Raw genomic sequence first — 16,008 nt, 5'->3', positions numbered from 1 at the left:
GAACAAGAAAATCCGGTTCCGTTGACTTAAGCGCGTTTCGCCCCGAGTTATGCCTGCCATCGATGACGCCGACGTCATTGATGTGAATGGAGATGGACATGATGCGTCGTATCGTTCCGCTCGCGGCAGGACTGCTCGTGACAGGCTTGTTGGCAAGCGCGGCTCTTGCCGCTGACATCACTCTGCTGAACGTCTCGTACGATCCGACGCGCGAGCTCTATGTCGAGTTCAACAAGGCGTTCGCGAGTGCCTATCAGAAGGAAACCGGCAAGAGCGTCGAGATCAAGCAGTCGCATGGGGGCAGCGGTTCGCAGGCGCGCGCCGTGATCGACGGATTGCAGGCCGACGTGGTGACGCTTGCGCTCGCCTACGACATCGACGCCATCGCGGGCAAAGGCCTCACGACGGCCGACTGGCAGAAACGGTTGCCGCAAAACTCGTCGCCCTATACCTCGACCATTGTGTTCCTGGTCCGCAAGGGCAATCCCAAGGCCATTAAGGACTGGGACGATCTGCTCAAGCTCGGCGTCGCCGTGATCACGCCGAACCCGAAGACGTCAGGCGGCGCGCGCTGGAATTATCTGGCCGCCTGGGGCTTTGCGCAGAAGAAATACGGCTCGGCGGACAAGGCCAAGGATTTCATCGGAAAGCTCTATCAGCAGGTGCCGGTGCTCGACACCGGTGCGCGCGGCGCGACCGTGACCTTCGTCGAGCGCGGCGTCGGCGACGTGCTGCTCGCCTGGGAAAACGAGGCGTACCTGGCGCTCAAGGAATTCGGTCCGGAGAAATTCGAGATCGTGGCGCCGCCGCTCTCGATCTTGGCGGAACCGCCGGTGACGATCGTCGATAAGGTTGCCGATAAAAAAGGCACCCGTAGTGTCGCCGATGCCTACCTGCAATATTGGTACACCAAGGAAGGTCAGGAAATCGCGGCGCGCAACTTCTATCGTCCGCGCGATCCCGAGATCGCCAAAAAACATGAAAACTCCTTCGCGAAGGTCGAGCTGTTCACGATCGACGAACTTTTCGGCGGCTGGACCAAGGCGCAGAGGGAACATTTTGCCGACGGCGGCGTCTTCGATCAGATCTACAAGAACTGATCGGGCGCTGTCGGCGGGGCTTAAACAGGGGGCCTGGTGAGCGCAATCGCAGCACGACGCCGGACATTGCCGGGCTTCGGTCTCACCATGGGGCTGACGCTATCCTGGCTGTCGATCATCATCCTGATTCCGCTCGCCGGCCTGTTCCTGAAATCGCTCGAGCTGAGTCCCGAGCAGTTTTGGAACATCCTCTCCAGCCGCCGCACCCTGAATGCGTTGCGCGTGTCCTTCGGACTCGCCTTCGCAGCCGCCTGCGTCAATCTGGTGATGGGCAGCATCATCGTCTGGGCGCTGGTGCGCTACCGCTTCCCCGGTCGGCGGCTGTTCGATGCCATCGTCGACGTGCCGTTCGCGCTACCTACGGCGGTTGCCGGCGTCGCGCTGACCGCGTTGTTCGCCGAGAAGGGCTGGCTCGGCGCGCCGCTTGCGGCGGCCGGCATCAAGGTGGCGTTCACGCCGGTCGGCATCTTCGTCGCCATGATCTTCATCGGTATCCCGTTCGTGGTGCGCACGGTGCAGCCGGTGCTCCAGGATCTCGACCCAGAGATCGAGGAGGCCGCGGGCAGCCTTGGCGCGAGCCGCTGGCAGACCATCATTCGCGTGATCCTGCCCTCGCTCGGTCCGGCGCTGCTCACCGGACTCGCGCTCGCCTTCGCGCGTGCGGTCGGCGAATACGGCTCGGTGATCTTCATCGCCGGCAATCTGCCCAACGTCTCCGAGATCGCGCCGCTGCTGATCGTGATCCGGCTCTCCGAATTCCGCTATGCCGATGCGACCGCCATCGCGGTTGTCATGCTGGTCGTGTCCTTCGTCATTATCTTCGCGGTCAACCGGCTCCAGCGCTGGGCGCAGAGCCGGATTCCGGTGCGGTGAGGACGGGGCCATGACGATGCAGATCGCAGATTCCGTCCCACTCCCGGCCTCCGACGCCAAGGCACGCGCGTACGCAGCCGCCGCGCGGAACAACCTTCGCACCGAACCGCGCGCGGTCCGCATCGTCATCATCGCGCTGGCGATGACCTTTCTATCAGTCTTCGTCGTGTTGCCGCTGGTCGTGGTGTTCGCGCAGGCCTTCTCGAAGGGAATTGGCGCTTATTTCGCCGCGCTGACCGACCCGGAGGCGCTGTCCGCGATCAAGTTGACGCTGTTGGTTGCTGCAATTTCCGTCGGCCTCAATCTCGTCTTCGGCCTGGTCGCGGCTTGGGCGATTGCAAAATTCGAATTCTCGGGCAAGACCTTCCTGATCACGCTGATCGATTTGCCGTTCTCGGTCAGCCCGGTGATCTCGGGCCTCGTCTTCGTGCTGCTGTTCGGCGCGCAGGGCTATTTCGGCGGCTGGCTGCGCGATCACGACATCCAGATCCTGTTCGCGGTGCCGGGCATCGCGCTTGCGACCACCTTCGTGACCTTCCCCTTCGTGGCGCGGGCGTTGATCCCGCTGATGCAGGAGCAGGGCACGCAGGAGGAGGAGGCCGCGATCTCGCTCGGCGCCTCGGGCCTGCAGACCTTCTTCCGCGTCACGCTGCCCAATATCAAATGGGGCGTGCTGTACGGCGTCCTGCTCTGCAACGCGCGCGCGATGGGCGAGTTTGGCGCGGTCTCCGTCGTTTCCGGCCATATCCGCGGCGAGACCAACACGATGCCGCTCCTGGTCGAGATTCTCTACAATGAATATCAGTTCGTCGCGGCGTTCGCGATCGCCTCGCTGCTCGCGATGCTGGCGCTGATCACGCTGGTCGCGAAAACCGTTCTCGAAAATCATCTCGACGAAGGACATGACGCAAGTGAGCATTGAAGTCAGGAATCTCGTCAAGAAGTTCGGCAGCTTCAAAGCTCTCGACGGCGTCGACCTCAAGGTCAATGACGGCGAGCTGCTCGCGCTGCTCGGTCCGTCTGGCTCCGGCAAGACCACGCTGCTGCGGATCATCGCGGGGCTGGACTGGCCCGATTCCGGGGAGGTATCTTTCAACGGCGAGGACGCGCTGGCGCAGGGCGCGCGCGAGCGGCACGTCGGATTCGTATTCCAGCACTACGCGCTGTTCCGCCACATGACGGTGTTCGAGAACGTCGCCTTTGGCCTCCGCGTGCAGCCGCGCGCGATCCGCAAGGACGAAGCGACCATCCGTGCGCGCGTCAAGGAGCTACTCGATCTCGTGCAGCTCGATTGGCTCGCCGACCGCTACCCGAGCCAGCTCTCCGGCGGCCAGCGCCAGCGCATCGCGCTGGCCCGCGCGCTCGCGATCGAGCCACGTATCCTGCTGCTCGACGAACCCTTCGGTGCGCTTGATGCCAAGGTGCGCAAGGAGCTGCGTAAATGGCTGCGCTCGCTGCACCACGAGATCAACGTCACCTCGATCTTCGTCACCCATGACCAGGAGGAGGCGCTCGAAGTCGCCAACCGCGTCGTGGTGATGGACAAGGGCAAGATCGAGCAGATCGGCTCGCCCGATGACGTCTATGAGAGCCCGGCGACCGCCTTCGTCCACAGCTTCATCGGCGAATCCATCGAGCTTCCGGTCCTGATCGCCGACGGCGTCATCAGGCTTGGCGACCGGCCGCTTCAGCTCGCGGCAGATGGGCTTGCGCCTGGCGCGTCAAGACTGTTCGTGCGGCGGCACGACATGCTCGTTGGCCCGCCCGGCAGCGGTGCCTTCGAGGGCGCCGTGCAGCACGTCCGGAATTTCGGTCCCGTGCAGCGGGCCGAGGTGGCATTATCAGGCGGAGAGACCATCGAGATCGACGCTCCGCGGGACAGGGAACTGCGCGCCGGCGACACGATCGGCCTGGAGCCCCGCCGCTACCGGATATTTGGGGGCGCCTGAGCGGGGTCAACCGGTCAATTTTTCCTCAATATTCACCTTTCAGCCACGGTTGGTATGCAACAACGGCGCCTGATTTGGGGGCTCCTGTTCATGCGCGTCGCGGCCGCGATATCAATCCTTTTGCTGCTCGCCGGCTGCGCCGGCAACGAAGCATCGGTCCAGCAGCCCTCGATGTATGCCGATATGGCTGTCCCGGGCGCAAAGCTCGACGCGCAGGCCGCAGCGATCATGATCTCGCAATACCGCCAGAACAACGGGCTCGGCACCCTCGTGATCGACCCCGAACTGATGCGGCTCGCCGAATCTCAGTCCCAGGCCATGGCTGCCGCCAACAAGATGGACCATGACGTCCGCGCGCCGCTGGCCAAGCGCCTCAGCGCCGGCGGCTATCCGGCGACCGTTGCGGTCGAGAACGTCTCGGCCGGCTATCATACGCTGGCGGAAGCGTTTTCCGGCTGGCGCGACTCGCCCCCGCACCGCGCGAACATGCTCAAGAGCGGTGTCACAAAATTGGGCATTGCGGCGGGCTATGCTCCCGGCACCAAATACAAGGTGTTCTGGACCATGATCCTGGCCTCGACGGACTCCCGATAAGCCAGACTTGATCACGGGATGCATTGACGCCGCGGCAGACTGTCGCCACGGTCGCTCGCCATCTGCTACTGTTCCCGCATGACCGATCATAGCCCGGAAGTCGCAACTATCCCCGCGAACGCGCAACGTGTCCTGGTCCTCCAGGGCGGCGGCGCGCTCGGCTCCTATCAGGCCGGCGCCTATCAGTCGCTCTGCCATGCCGGCTTCGAGCCGGACTGGGTCGCCGGCATCTCGATCGGCGCGGTCAACGCCGCGATCATCGCCGGTAACGAAGGGCAGACGCGCGTCAAGCGGCTCAAGGAATTCTGGGAGATGGTCTCCGCGCCGGTGCCGTGGAAGCCGATCGGCAAAAGCGACCACAGCCGCGAACTGTTCAATTCGACCAGCGCCGCATTGATCGCGACCTTCGGCGTGCCCGGCTTCTTCGTTCCGCGCATCCCGCCGGCGCCGCTCTGGCCGCCCGGCAGCCCGCAGGCCGAGAGCTATTACGACACCGCCCCGCTGAAGAAGACGCTGGAGCGTCTGGTCGATTTCGACCGCATCAACGATCTGAAGACGCGGCTGTCGGTCGGTGCAGTCGGCGTTACCTCCGGCAACTTCAAATATTTCGACAATTTCGAGTTCAGGAAGCTCGGCAAGAAAATCGGACCCGAGCACATCATGGCCTCCGGCGCGCTGCCGCCCGGCTTTCCGTCCATCGTGATCGACGGCGAGCATTATTGGGACGGCGGCATTGCCTCCAACACGCCGCTCGACTACGTGCTGGACGCCGAGACCGACCGCGATCTCCTGATCTTCCAGATCGACCTGTTCAGCGCCCGCGGCGATCTGCCGACCTCGCTACTCGAAGCGACCGAGCGCGAGAAGGACATCCGCTTCTCGAGCCGCACGCGGATGAACACCGACAAGAACAAGCAGGTGCACAACGCCCGCAGGGCCGTGCGCGACCTGATTTCCAAATTGCCCGATTATCTCAAGAACGACCCTTCCGTGGAATTCCTTGCCAAGGTATCGCGCGAAAGCACCGTGACTGTGGTGCACCTGATCTACCGCAGCAAGAACTACGAATCCTCGTCCAAGGATTACGATTTCTCGCATGTCGCCATGGTCGAGCATTGGGAAGCCGGCGTGCGTGACGTGCATCTGTCGATGCGCCACAAGGATTGGCTCGAGCGGCCGCAATCCGGCGAGACCATGGTGACCTACGATCTCACGGGGGACGTCACTGCGCCCCCGCCAAGAAGGAGCGAATAATATGGGTAGTCTGTCAGGCAAGAACGCCGTCGTGACCGGGTCGACCAGCGGCATCGGACTTGCCTATGCGCGCGCCTTCGCCGCCGCCGGCGCCAATGTCGTCATCAACGGGTTCGGCTCGCCGGAGGACATCGAGAAGGAGCGCGCCAAGATCGAGTCCGATTTCGGCGTGAAGGCGGTCTATTCGCCGGCCGACATGACCAAGCCGGCCGAGATCGCCGGGATGGTCGCGCTCGGCGAGAAGAGCTTTGGTTCGGTCGATATTCTCGTCAACAATGCGGGCATCCAGTTCGTCTCGCCGATCGAGGAATTCCCGCTGGAGAAATGGGATCAGATCATCGCGATCAACCTGTCCTCGGCGTTCCATGCCATTCGCGCCGCCGTCCCGGGCATGAAGAAGAAGGGCTGGGGCCGCATCATCAATACCGCTTCCGCGCATTCGCTGGTCGCCTCGCCCTTCAAGTCGGCCTATGTCTCGGCCAAGCACGGCATCGCCGGCCTGACCAAGACCGTGGCGCTCGAGGTCGCGACCAGCAAGATCACCTGCAACTGCATCAGCCCCGGCTATGTCTGGACGCCGCTGGTGGAGAAGCAGATCCCCGACACCATGAAGGCCCGTAACCTCACGCGCGACCAGGTCATCAACGACGTGCTGCTCGACGCGCAGCCGACCAAGGAGTTCGTCACCTCCGAGCAGGTCGCAGCCCTCGCGCTGTTCCTGTGCGGCGACGATGCCGCGCAGATCACCGGCACGAATCTGTCGATCGACGGTGGCTGGACCGCGGAGTAGACCGCGATCGCTGGCGAATGGCGGAGCCGAGCTCCGCCATTTTCGTTCAGTGCGTCCAGGCCAGCGCCGTCTCGAATGCCGAGGACAGGTGCAGCTCCGCGAACATGATCTTGCCGGCGACCACGAACAGCACGCTGGCGAGTGTGAGGCGCAGCACCGTCTCGGGCACGCGCGTCGCGCTAAAGCTGCCGACGACGATGCCGGGCAGCGAGCCCAACAGCAGCACGCCCATCAGCGCCCAATCCACGTCGCCAAGCGCCCAGTGCCCCATTCCGGCGATCAGCGTCAGCGGGACCGCATGGGCGATGTCGGACCCGACGATGGTCGCCACCGGCAGGCGCGGATAGAGCAGCAGCAGAACGGTGACGCCGACCGCGCCGGCGCCGACCGATGAAATCGAGACCAGCACACCGAGCACGATCCCGGTGACGACCGTCGCGATCGCCGTGGTGCGGTCATCGACCTGCTCCAGGCGCCGGCGATAGCGCTCCATGATCGATCTGCGGAAGATCAGCGAGGTCGCAGTCAGCAGCAGCGCGAAGCAGAGCACGAGGTTGACGAGATTGCGCTCGGAATCGCTCTTGAGGTCGAGCTTCCAGAGCACCAGCAGCGTCAGCGCGCTCGCCGGAAGGCTGCCGCAGGCGAGCCGCAGCACCGCCGGCCAGTGCACGCTGCGCGACCAGCCATGCACCACGCTGCCGCCGGTCTTGGTGGCGGCAGCATAGAGCAGGTCGGTGCCGACCGCGGTCGATGGATGAATCCCGAACAGGAGGATCAGCAGCGGCGTCATCAGCGAACCGCCGCCGACGCCGGTCATCCCGACCAGCAGGCCGACGCCGAAACCAGAGGCGACGTAGAGTGGATCGATCATGTCCAGGGAATCTTAGGTTTATCTCGTCAGTTGGGCAATACGACGTAGAATAAACTTTCCCTGCGGTGCAACCGCTTGGGCCAAATAAGAAAAATCGTGCTGCGCCCTTGGCAATAAATAGGTGTTTCGCGTTGTTCCCGGGCATGGCTTCGAAGCAGCCGTTCCCCGAGAGCAGCACGCGAAGGCAGTCGGAAGTCTATTTCCCAAAGGCCAGCACGTGCAGGCCGAGCCGCTGTCGCACGATCCAGAACAGCAGCACCGTCTCGAAACTGAGCGAGATCGAGGTCGCGGCCGCCGCGCCATGGCCGCCGAAGCGCGGCACCAACGCGATGCAGAGCACCAGGTTCATCGCAAAGGCCAGCGCATAGGCCAGCGCGCAGATCTTCTGCTGGCCGAGCATGTTGAGCAGCCGTTCGACCGGGCCGATCGCGGCACGGACCACGAGGCCAATCGCGGCGACGAACATGATGTCGTAGCCGATCACGAATTGCGGCCCGAACAGCCAGAGCAGGGGCTTGCCGAGCGCGAGCAGCACGATGGTCGCCGCCAGCGACGGCCAGAACGTCCAGTTGATGGCATGCGCCACGTAAGCCGACAGCCGCGCCTTGTCGCCAGCCGCGTTGTATTCGGCGAAGCGATGCGCGGTCGTCGCCGACATCGCGTAGTGGATGAAGGAGACCAGCGCCAGCGTCTTCACCACGGCGAAATAGACGCCGACCTCGTCGGAGGGGCGGAATTGCTGAAGCACCAGCACGTCGGTATAGGACAGCAGCAAATAGAAGCTTTCGACCAGCAGGATCGGCAGCGACACGGCGAGCCAGCCGCCGACGTCGTAGGCCTTGGGGCCCGCCTCGATGTGATCGGCGAGCTTGCGGTTCAGCACCACCATCTGCCCGGTCATCGCGATCCACACCGCGCCCGCGCTCGCGATCATCGCGGCAACCGCGCCGAGATGATAGCCGAGCAGGAAGGCGCAGGCCGTGATGCCGATGATCAGGGTCTGGCGGATGATGAATTGCGGCATCAGGCCGAGCTGCATCCAGTCATGCGAGCGCGCGATGCCGTCCTGGGTGTTGGCGACGACGAAAGCGGGCAGCGTCATGCAGCCGATATAGAGCGGCAGCACCTCGGCCGGATCGATCCAGGGCGACAATAGTTTGACGATACCGGCGAGGCCGAGCGACACCAGTGCGGAAACGGCAAAGGTCAGCCAGCGGCTGCCCGAGAGAAAGCCGCGCAGCAGCGCATGCTCGCCACGGCTGCGGTATTCCGGAATGATCTTTTGCGCGGAGGCCGAGATGCCAAAGTCCATCATGCTGCCGAGCAGCAGCACCCAGGTCCAGACATAGACATAGACGCCGTAGTCCGACGTCCCCATCCAGCGCGCGAGCAGGACCTGCGAGAAATATGCAAGGCCGGCGCTGATCACGCGGATGAGGAAGATGGTGCCTGCGAGCCGCCGCGTCAGCGACGCTTCGCTCGACCCGCCCGTCAATTTGTCGCGCAGCCGCGCGATGAGGCCGGCAGGTCCGGTCGTTGTGGGTTCTGCATCCATCACGGCCAATTCGAAGGATCCCCGAGGCGCACACGAATGCTGCGGCAGACTTGCCGCAGTAGCCCTGGGGATTAGCAACCATTCGTTAAGATTCGGTTGGATCAAAGATGTCGTCCGGGCGAACGCCAGGACGACCACTCACTCCAGATTGGTATTGAACTCGTACGACTTCTCCGGTCCGACCAGCGTGAACTTCAGCGCTGCGCCGCCGGGCTGGGCGCCCGGCGGCAGGCCGTCGAGTTCGAAAGAAAATCGCTTCACGCCCGGTGGGCTGGGCTCGACCGGCGCCGGGATGGGCAGCGCCCAATCGGGCGTCGGACCTTCCACGAACAGACTGACGGTGCGCGCATCCGGAACGACCACGTCGACCACCACATTCTTGGGCCCATCACGCTTCACGTCGCGGATGGTGAGCGGATTGGGATCGCCGATGGCGGCAGGTTTGGGCACGGTGTCGAGCGCTGCACGCAAATTGGCGTCCTCGGTCGAGGCGACGCTGTTGAAGCCAAGCTCGGCGCGGGCCTCGACTGGAATGCAAAGCTTTTCGCACACCGCATAATTGATCTCGGCGCGCAACGTCACCGGCTTGTCGGCCGCCTTGGCGATGATGCGCAGGGGCAGCACGATCTGGTCGTGATAGCCGATCGAATGGCCGCCCGCGCCGTCGTCGAATTTCTGCGGGGCCGGCCACATCACCGTCACCGCTTCGACATTGTCGGATTTCGAGAAATCGAAGCGCGGCGGAACGCCGGAATCGCCCGGCATGCGCCAATAGGTTTTCCAGCCGGGCTGGATCTGGAAGGCGATACCGCCGAGCAGGACGGCGCCGCTGCGCGATCCTGCCAGCAACCGCACCGCGGAATGTCCGTCGCGCTGCCACGGCGATGCGTCGTCGGCATGGGCCGCAAGCGCCAGCGAGGACGCGAGCAGGGTTGTCGCGACGCCAATCGCCGCACGCCGGGGAACTCTTGTCAGCATGGTACGTCTTTACAGGGTCGCCCGGCGGCAAACCATTGAATTGCTTGTGATGGATGCACTTGAATCAAGTCCCTGAAAGCCTTGATTTGACAGCGGCCCGGCCCGACATCAGGATAGGAATTGAAACCGGAGTGCTTCACCGATGGCTCCCACAGGCAAGAGGACGGGCGAAAGCACCCGCAAGCCAGCCCCCGCGCTCCCGAGTTCGGCGGGCTACCTCGACGGCCAGCTGTTGATCGCCATGCCCGTGATGGGCGACGAGCGCTTCGAGCGCTCGGTGATCTATCTCTGCGCCCACTCCGCCGAAGGCGCGATGGGCATCATCGTCAACCATCCGGCCGGCAGCATCGACTTCCCCGAGCTGTTGCAGCAGCTCGGCATCATCAACAAGGGCGAGCACATCAAGCTGCCGGAGAATGCCGAAAGCATGAAGGTGCTGCGCGGCGGTCCGGTCGATACCGGCCGCGGCTTCGTGCTGCATTCCAGCGATTTCTACATCGAGAATGCGACGCTCCGGATCGACGACGGCGTCTGCCTCACCGCGACCGTCGACATCCTGCGCGCGATCGCCAACGGCTCCGGCCCCAAGCACGCCATCCTGGCGCTCGGCTATGCCGGCTGGGCGCCGGGCCAGCTCGAGACCGAAATCCAGAGCAATGGCTGGCTGCATTGCGACGCGGATTCGGATTTGATCTTCGGCGACGACGTCGACGAAAAATACGGACGCGCGCTGCGCAAGATCGGCATCGATCCCGGCATGCTCTCGAACGAGGCGGGGCACGCGTAGCGCCTCAGTGTCGTCCTGGCGAAGGCCAGGACCCATTACCCAGGCTGCAATTGTTGAAGCAGGCTGGCAACCACCAGCCTTCGCCGAACTGGACACCGGTGGTAATGGGTCCTGGATCGGCGCTGCTTCGCTCGCTGGTCCAGGACGACTATGGAAAACTACTCCGCCGCCTGCTGCTGCACCGTTGGCTCCGTGCCCGCCACCGTCGCGCGGCGCATGTCACGGGGCTGCGACTGGTCGTAGCGGCGGACGCGGTGCATGGTCTGCCGGTTGTCCCACATCACGAGGTCATGCAGCTTCCATTTGTGGACGTAGACGAACTCGCTTTGTGTGGCGTGCTCGTTGAGATCGCGCAGCAGCAGCCTTCCCTCGGGGACGCTCATGCCGACAATCTTGCCGGCATGCGATGAGAGATAGAGCGACTTGCGGCGATGGACCGGGTGGGTGCGCACGAGACGTTGCAGCACCGGCTTGAACATCTCCTTCTCCTCGTCGGTGTATTCGGTGAAGCCCAGCGATCCCCGCGAATACATCAGCGAGTGCTCGCAGACGAGATCCTCGATCTCCGCCTTGGTCTCGTCGTCGAGCGCGTCATAGGCCGCCCGCATGTCGGCGAATTCGGTATTGCCGCCCTTCGGGTTGAGCACGCGGGCCGACAGCAGCGAGAATTTTGCCGGGATAGGGCGGAACGAGCTGTCGGAATGCCACAAGCAATTGCCGAGGTTGAACAGGTGCGCGCGGCTGTCCTTTGCCAGCGGCTTGCCGTCCTTGCCGAGATTGGAAACGTCGTTCAGGCCCGACTGGAGCCGGTAGTCCTTCTCCTTCGTGACCGTGCCGCCGCGCGCGTCCTCGCGCTGGCCGAAGTTTAGCGCAAAGGCCATCTGCTGTTCGTCGGTGATGTCCTGGTCGTGGAACACCAGCACTGCATATTTGTCCATGGCGGCTTCGATCTCGCGCGCCTCGGCCTCGGTGAGAGGTTGCCGCAGGTCGAGGCCCGAGACCTCGCCGACAAAATGTTTGTGAAGCTGCCGGATGGCGATCGTCATGACGTTTCTCCCGCGAACCGCGAGCGGTTGGTCCCGCTCTGTCGAGGAAAAAGTTACTCACGTAACAAGCGATGTCAACGCTGGGCGCGCATAGCTGCCCGTAGCCCGGATGGAGCGAAGCGTAATCCGGGGAGTCTTCCTGCCAGGTGAGAACCCCGGATTGCGCTGCGCTCCATCCAGGCTACGCACCTTTGGTGCCGCTTACGCGTTGCGCGCCATCAGGCCGCCGTCGACAGGGATGACCGCGCCGGTGAGGAAGGACGCTGCCGGCAGGCACAGGCTCAGCGTCATGTGCGCGACCTCTTCGGGATCACCGTAGCGGCCGAGTGCCGTGCGGCGCTTGGCGTAGATGGTCTTGTGCTCTTCCGAGATCCGGTCGGTGATGGCGGTGCGGATCGGTCCCGGGCAAATGCAGTTGACGGTGATGCCCTCGCGGCCAAGCTCCACCGCGAGCGAGCGGGTGAGGCTGGCGACGCCGCCCTTCGCCGCCGAATAGGGGCTGTGCAATGCGGTGGCGCCGAGCGCCTCGGTCGAGGCGATGTTGACGATGCGCGGGCTCTTCGACTTGCGCAAGTGAGGCAGCGCGGCGCGGATGATGCGCGGATGCGCCGTCAGCATCACCGCGAGGCCCTTGGCCCAGGCTTCCTCATAGGCGTCGTCGTCGATCGCGACGCGCACGGAGATGCCGGCATTGTTGACGATGATGTCGAGTCCACCGAAATGTGCAGCGACGTCGCCGACCACGCGCTTGATCTTATCGCCGTCGGCAACGTCGAGCTTCCAGGCTTTCGCGGCGCCGCCGCTTGCCACGATCTCCTTCGCGACGGCCAGCGCGCCCTGCTCGTCATAATCGGTGACGGCAACGTTCGCGCCCTCAGTGGCAAACACGCGCGCCGTCGCGCGTCCCATGCCGCTGGCCGCGCCGGTAACGAGAACGGTCAGGCCCTTCACGGACCGGCTGAGTTGTTTGAAATCGGCCATGCTGTTTCCTCTGAGCCCTGCTTGTTCTTGTTGTGATTGACAAGGCTGTCATCGATCCGCAGACAGGTCAAACAAGCAAGACAATGGGAGAGGCCAGCGATGACGAACGAGCTCGATTTCTCAGGCAAGCAGGTGCTGGTTGTCGGCGGATCCAGCGGCATCGGCAACGGCATTGCGCAAGCCTTTCGCGTCAGGGGCGCGCAAGTTGCGGTCTGCGGCACGCGTGCTCACGCGAAGGAATATTCGCAAGCTGAAGGCTCGGATCTCACCGGTCTTTCCTATGCGCAGCTCGACGTCGGCAATGCCGGAGCGGTCGAAGCGTTCAAGCCGTCGTTCGATCGGCTCGATATCCTGGTGCTCGCACAGGGCGTGGTGCTCTATCGCCGCGGCGAGTTCGAGATGGCGGGCTTTCGCAAGGTCGTCGAGGTCAATTTGATGAGCCTGATGGCCTGCGCCACGCGCTTCCATCCCATGTTGCGGGACGCGCGGGGATCGCTGATTATGGTGTCCTCGACCGCGGCCTATCATTCCACCATGGGCAATCCCGCTTACAACGCGTCGAAGACCGGCGCGGTCGGACTAACCCGGACGCTGGGCGAGGCCTGGGCCGAAGATGACATCCGCGTCAACGGCATCGCGCCCGGTCTGGTCGACACCAAGATGACGAAGGTGACGACCGACAATCCCAAGCGGCTCGAAGGTGCACTTTCACGCATTCCGCTGCGGCGATTGGGCACCCCGGCTGACATGGCGGGCGCGGCGCTGTTCCTGGCATCGCCGCTGTCGTCCTACATCATCGGCCAGACATTGGTCGTCGACGGCGGGCTGATTCTCTGAGTCCAATTTCAAGTCAGATGGAACTGCGCCGCTCCTGATCGGTTACTTGGGCTGACCCCCGAGGAGGAGCATCATGGATAAGGATCGGATTGTCGGATCGGCCAAGGAATTCGCCGGACGCGCGGAAGGCGCTATCGGAGATTTGGCTAGCGATACGCAGACACAGGCGTCCGGCAAGGCACGCGAAGCCGCCGGCAGTGTGCAGAATCTTTACGGCCAGGCCAAGGATGCCGTACGTGACGCCACGGACACCGCGGCAAGCTATGCCAAGGACGCCTACGACAAGCCGGCCGAAACGTTGCGTGACGGCTCGCAGGCGATTGCCCAGAAGGTGCAGGACAACCCGATGGGCGCGCTGCTGGTCGCCGGCGGCATCGGCTTTGCACTGGCACTGCTGATGGCGCGGCCTTCGCGCCGCCCGCCGCCGCGCTGGCGCTACTAGGCTAAAGCCAACGCGCGATAAGCATCAGGGCCCCGGACGCAGCGCGGCGCGTACGCCGCGTTGCCGAGCCGGGGCCCATTCTTTTTGTGACTGTCGGACGAGCTGGGTCCCGGCTCTGCGCAGCAGCGTTTCCCGCTGCAGCGCGTCCGGGACACGAGAGCTCAGCTTAGAAAATTATCGGAACACTTCCGCCGATCGCCCGACGTTGCCAGGCGGACGCGGGATCGCAGGGTTGGGATTCGGATTGCGCGGCGCCGGCGCCAATTGACGCGGCGGGGGCGGCGGCGAGCCAAAGCCGAAGAAATCGCGCATCGATGGCGCTGCCTGTGCCGGTTGCTGCGGCGCCGGTGGCTTCTTCGGCGCAAGCTTTGGCGGGGCGATCGCCGCGGCCGCACCCGGCGTACCGCGATCGGGTGTCGTCGTGGCGACCGGCGTATCGCCCTTGGCCTGCTCGCGGCCGACTTCGCGGCGCGGCCAGGCATAATCGTCGGCGCGGCCGGCGGGCGCAGCCAGTGGCTCGCCCTTCACCATCGTCTTCGCAGCGAGCGCATCGACGGCGGCAGGACGTGAGCCCGGCCCACCCAGCAATTGATCGGTCGAGATCGAGGCCGCAACCAGCGGCACGATCGGACCGGCCAGCGGCCGCGGCGCGGGCTTGCCGGGTTCGGCACTGGTGTCGGGGGTCGCCGGTTCGCTCGGCAGCGCGATCGGGCCGGAGCGCCCGGCGAGCAGGCGGGTGATCTCGCGCTCGACATAGTGGGCGAGCTTGCGCGCGCCGGGTTTCGTGAAATAGACGCCGTCACCGCTGCGGAGCTGACGGATCTGGCCTTCGAAGTCCGGGCCCTTCTGCAAGAAGCGGCCGGCTTCGTCGACAAAGCCGTCCCAGACGTCGACATAGGTGATGCCGGCCTTGGCCGCGCCTTCGCGATAGAGCGAATCCAGGAACAGCATGTCCGCAGTGCCCTTGGGGCCACGGATGGCGGGCAGGCCGACCCAGAGCACCGGCACGCCCTTGGACTTGAGGACGTTGGCGAGCTCCTCGATCTTCTTGCCGTAGAGCTCGACCCAGCGCTCGTCGCGGAATTCGTAAAGGCCGTTCGGGTTGCGCGCGGTCTTCTCGGGCGCGGCGACCGCCGGTGCGTCAGCGTTGTCGGCATCATCCTGCGGCAGGTCGGCATCGGCCGGCTTGTCATCCGGCTTCGCGGCGGTGTCGCCGGGCTTGGCATCGGCAGGCTTGGCCGGTGGTTTGCCGCGCGCGCCCTTGTCGTTCTTCTTGTCCTTGTCCGTCGCCTTGTCCGATTTATCGGGTGCTGCCGCCTCGCGGATCGCGATGCGGTCGTTGAGGCCGAGCATCACCACGATCACGTCGGGCTTCTCGGTCTCGAGAATGCCCTTCGCAGCAGCGGTCCAGTCCGAGGGCTCGCCTTTGGGCTGGTACTTGATCAGGCCCGACGTGGTCTTGTGCTTGCGGATCACGCCCATGTCGGGCTGCTCGGTGTAGGCGTCCTCCAGGCCGTAGGCGAGCCAGTCAGCCATGGCGTCGCCGATCACCAGCACGTTCCTGTCGGGAATGGTGTCGCGCTTGGCCGGCGCCGGTGCGCGCGAAAAATCCTGGCGCGGCGCTTGCGGCTGTTGCTGCTGGAACGGCGCGAAGAAGTCGCCGCCGAACCATCCGCCGCCTCCGCCTCCGCCGTTGCGCGGCGGCGGCGGAGCCGAGCGCTGCGGCGGGCCGCCGAAGCCGGGGAAGTTGAAGAACTGCGCCGAGGCGGGTCCCGCGACCGACACCAGAATCGCAAGCGCCGTCCCCAGCGCGATCAGCGGGCCAGTCTCGGTCAGCACCTTGAACAGGGACTTCTTCGACATGCGATCTCGGCACGTGCAATAGGGATCAGGACAGGCTCGATATAATAACGGAATCGGGCGCCAAACGGGCAGATTCTCTTTCAGATTC

16 protein-coding genes are annotated in these 16,008 nt (G+C 64.4%); 10 read left to right on the top strand and 6 right to left on the bottom strand.

What is annotated here, in order from left to right; all coding sequences use genetic code 11:
• Positions 1-86: 86 nt before the first annotated feature.
• The 7 genes from RX329_RS38660 (at position 87) to RX329_RS38630 (ending at position 6,560) form a co-directional block, all read left to right on the top strand.
• Positions 87-1,100 (top strand): sulfate ABC transporter substrate-binding protein, encoded by a 1,014-nt coding sequence (locus tag RX329_RS38660; RefSeq protein ID WP_018454646.1) that lies wholly within the window; start codon positions 87-89, stop codon positions 1,098-1,100.
• A gap of 87 nt (positions 1,101-1,187) precedes the next feature.
• Positions 1,188-1,973 (top strand): sulfate ABC transporter permease subunit CysT, encoded by a 786-nt coding sequence (cysT, locus tag RX329_RS38655; protein ID WP_231190982.1) that lies wholly within the window; start codon positions 1,188-1,190, stop codon positions 1,971-1,973.
• 10 nt (positions 1,974-1,983) lie between these two features.
• Positions 1,984-2,895, top strand: coding sequence for a sulfate ABC transporter permease subunit CysW (gene cysW, locus RX329_RS38650; RefSeq protein ID WP_085361616.1), 912 nt, complete (start codon positions 1,984-1,986; stop codon positions 2,893-2,895).
• The gene (locus RX329_RS38645; RefSeq protein ID WP_026232778.1) at positions 2,885-3,922 is read left to right on the top strand and encodes a sulfate/molybdate ABC transporter ATP-binding protein; all 1,038 of its coding nucleotides are present in this window, start codon (positions 2,885-2,887) and stop codon (positions 3,920-3,922) included. Before cysW ends, RX329_RS38645 begins: the two co-directional genes overlap by 11 nt.
• Before the next feature lie 90 nt (positions 3,923-4,012).
• Positions 4,013-4,516 carry a CAP domain-containing protein gene (locus tag RX329_RS38640; protein ID WP_026232777.1) on the top strand — a complete coding sequence of 168 codons (504 nt, stop codon included), beginning with the start codon at positions 4,013-4,015 and terminating at the stop codon, positions 4,514-4,516.
• A 78-nt stretch (positions 4,517-4,594) separates the two neighbouring features.
• Positions 4,595-5,770, top strand: coding sequence for a DUF3734 domain-containing protein (locus tag RX329_RS38635; RefSeq protein WP_085361615.1), 1,176 nt, complete (start codon positions 4,595-4,597; stop codon positions 5,768-5,770).
• Position 5,771: 1 nt separating this feature from the next.
• Entirely contained in the window at positions 5,772-6,560 is a 789-nt protein-coding gene (locus RX329_RS38630) for a 3-hydroxybutyrate dehydrogenase (RefSeq protein ID WP_085351753.1), read from the top strand.
• A gap of 46 nt (positions 6,561-6,606) precedes the next feature.
• On the opposite strand, the gene RX329_RS38625 is transcribed toward RX329_RS38630, so the two are convergent.
• The 3 genes from RX329_RS38625 to RX329_RS38615 all read right to left on the bottom strand — a co-directional run bounded on the left by RX329_RS38625 (position 6,607) and on the right by RX329_RS38615 (position 9,964).
• Entirely contained in the window at positions 6,607-7,431 is an 825-nt protein-coding gene (locus RX329_RS38625) for a sulfite exporter TauE/SafE family protein (RefSeq protein WP_027515482.1), read from the bottom strand.
• A 196-nt stretch (positions 7,432-7,627) separates the two neighbouring features.
• Positions 7,628-8,986, bottom strand: a complete 1,359-nt coding sequence (locus RX329_RS38620) for a flippase (protein WP_085351754.1) — start codon at positions 8,984-8,986, stop codon at positions 7,628-7,630.
• 138 nt (positions 8,987-9,124) lie between these two features.
• Complete coding sequence (locus RX329_RS38615; protein WP_018454637.1) at positions 9,125-9,964, bottom strand: protein-disulfide reductase DsbD domain-containing protein; 840 nt, start codon at positions 9,962-9,964, stop codon at positions 9,125-9,127.
• Between the two features lie 142 nt (positions 9,965-10,106).
• On the opposite strand from RX329_RS38615, the gene RX329_RS38610 reads away from it, so the two are divergent.
• Positions 10,107-10,751: a YqgE/AlgH family protein gene (locus RX329_RS38610; RefSeq protein ID WP_018454636.1), complete on the top strand. Its 645-nt coding sequence runs from the start codon at positions 10,107-10,109 to the stop codon at positions 10,749-10,751.
• Positions 10,752-10,909: 158 nt separating this feature from the next.
• Here the strand turns inward: RX329_RS38610 and RX329_RS38605 are convergent, their stop codons facing one another.
• The gene (locus RX329_RS38605; RefSeq protein WP_085351755.1) at positions 10,910-11,797 is read right to left on the bottom strand and encodes a TauD/TfdA dioxygenase family protein; all 888 of its coding nucleotides are present in this window, start codon (positions 11,795-11,797) and stop codon (positions 10,910-10,912) included.
• A gap of 201 nt (positions 11,798-11,998) precedes the next feature.
• Positions 11,999-12,778 carry an SDR family NAD(P)-dependent oxidoreductase gene (locus RX329_RS38600; RefSeq protein ID WP_085385081.1) on the bottom strand — a complete coding sequence of 260 codons (780 nt, stop codon included), beginning with the start codon at positions 12,776-12,778 and terminating at the stop codon, positions 11,999-12,001.
• 99 nt (positions 12,779-12,877) lie between these two features.
• Here RX329_RS38600 and RX329_RS38595 point away from each other — a divergent pair, with 99 nt between their 5' ends.
• Positions 12,878-13,615, top strand: coding sequence for an SDR family NAD(P)-dependent oxidoreductase (locus RX329_RS38595; RefSeq protein ID WP_085351756.1), 738 nt, complete (start codon positions 12,878-12,880; stop codon positions 13,613-13,615).
• 73 nt (positions 13,616-13,688) lie between these two features.
• Entirely contained in the window at positions 13,689-14,057 is a 369-nt protein-coding gene (locus RX329_RS38590; protein WP_018454632.1) for a CsbD family protein, read from the top strand.
• Positions 14,058-14,231: 174 nt separating this feature from the next.
• Here the strand turns inward: RX329_RS38590 and RX329_RS38585 are convergent, their stop codons facing one another.
• The gene (locus RX329_RS38585) at positions 14,232-15,920 is read right to left on the bottom strand and encodes an SGNH family hydrolase (protein WP_085351757.1); all 1,689 of its coding nucleotides are present in this window, start codon (positions 15,918-15,920) and stop codon (positions 14,232-14,234) included.
• Positions 15,921-16,008: the final 88 nt, after the last annotated feature.

Origin of the sequence: Bradyrhizobium sp. BWC-3-1 (assembly GCF_032917965.1) — a bacterium.
GTDB classification, from domain to species: Bacteria; Pseudomonadota; Alphaproteobacteria; order Rhizobiales; family Xanthobacteraceae; genus Bradyrhizobium; species Bradyrhizobium canariense_D.
The sequence above is the reverse complement of the archived record's forward strand: the minus strand, read 5'-3'. Positions and strand labels throughout refer to the sequence as shown.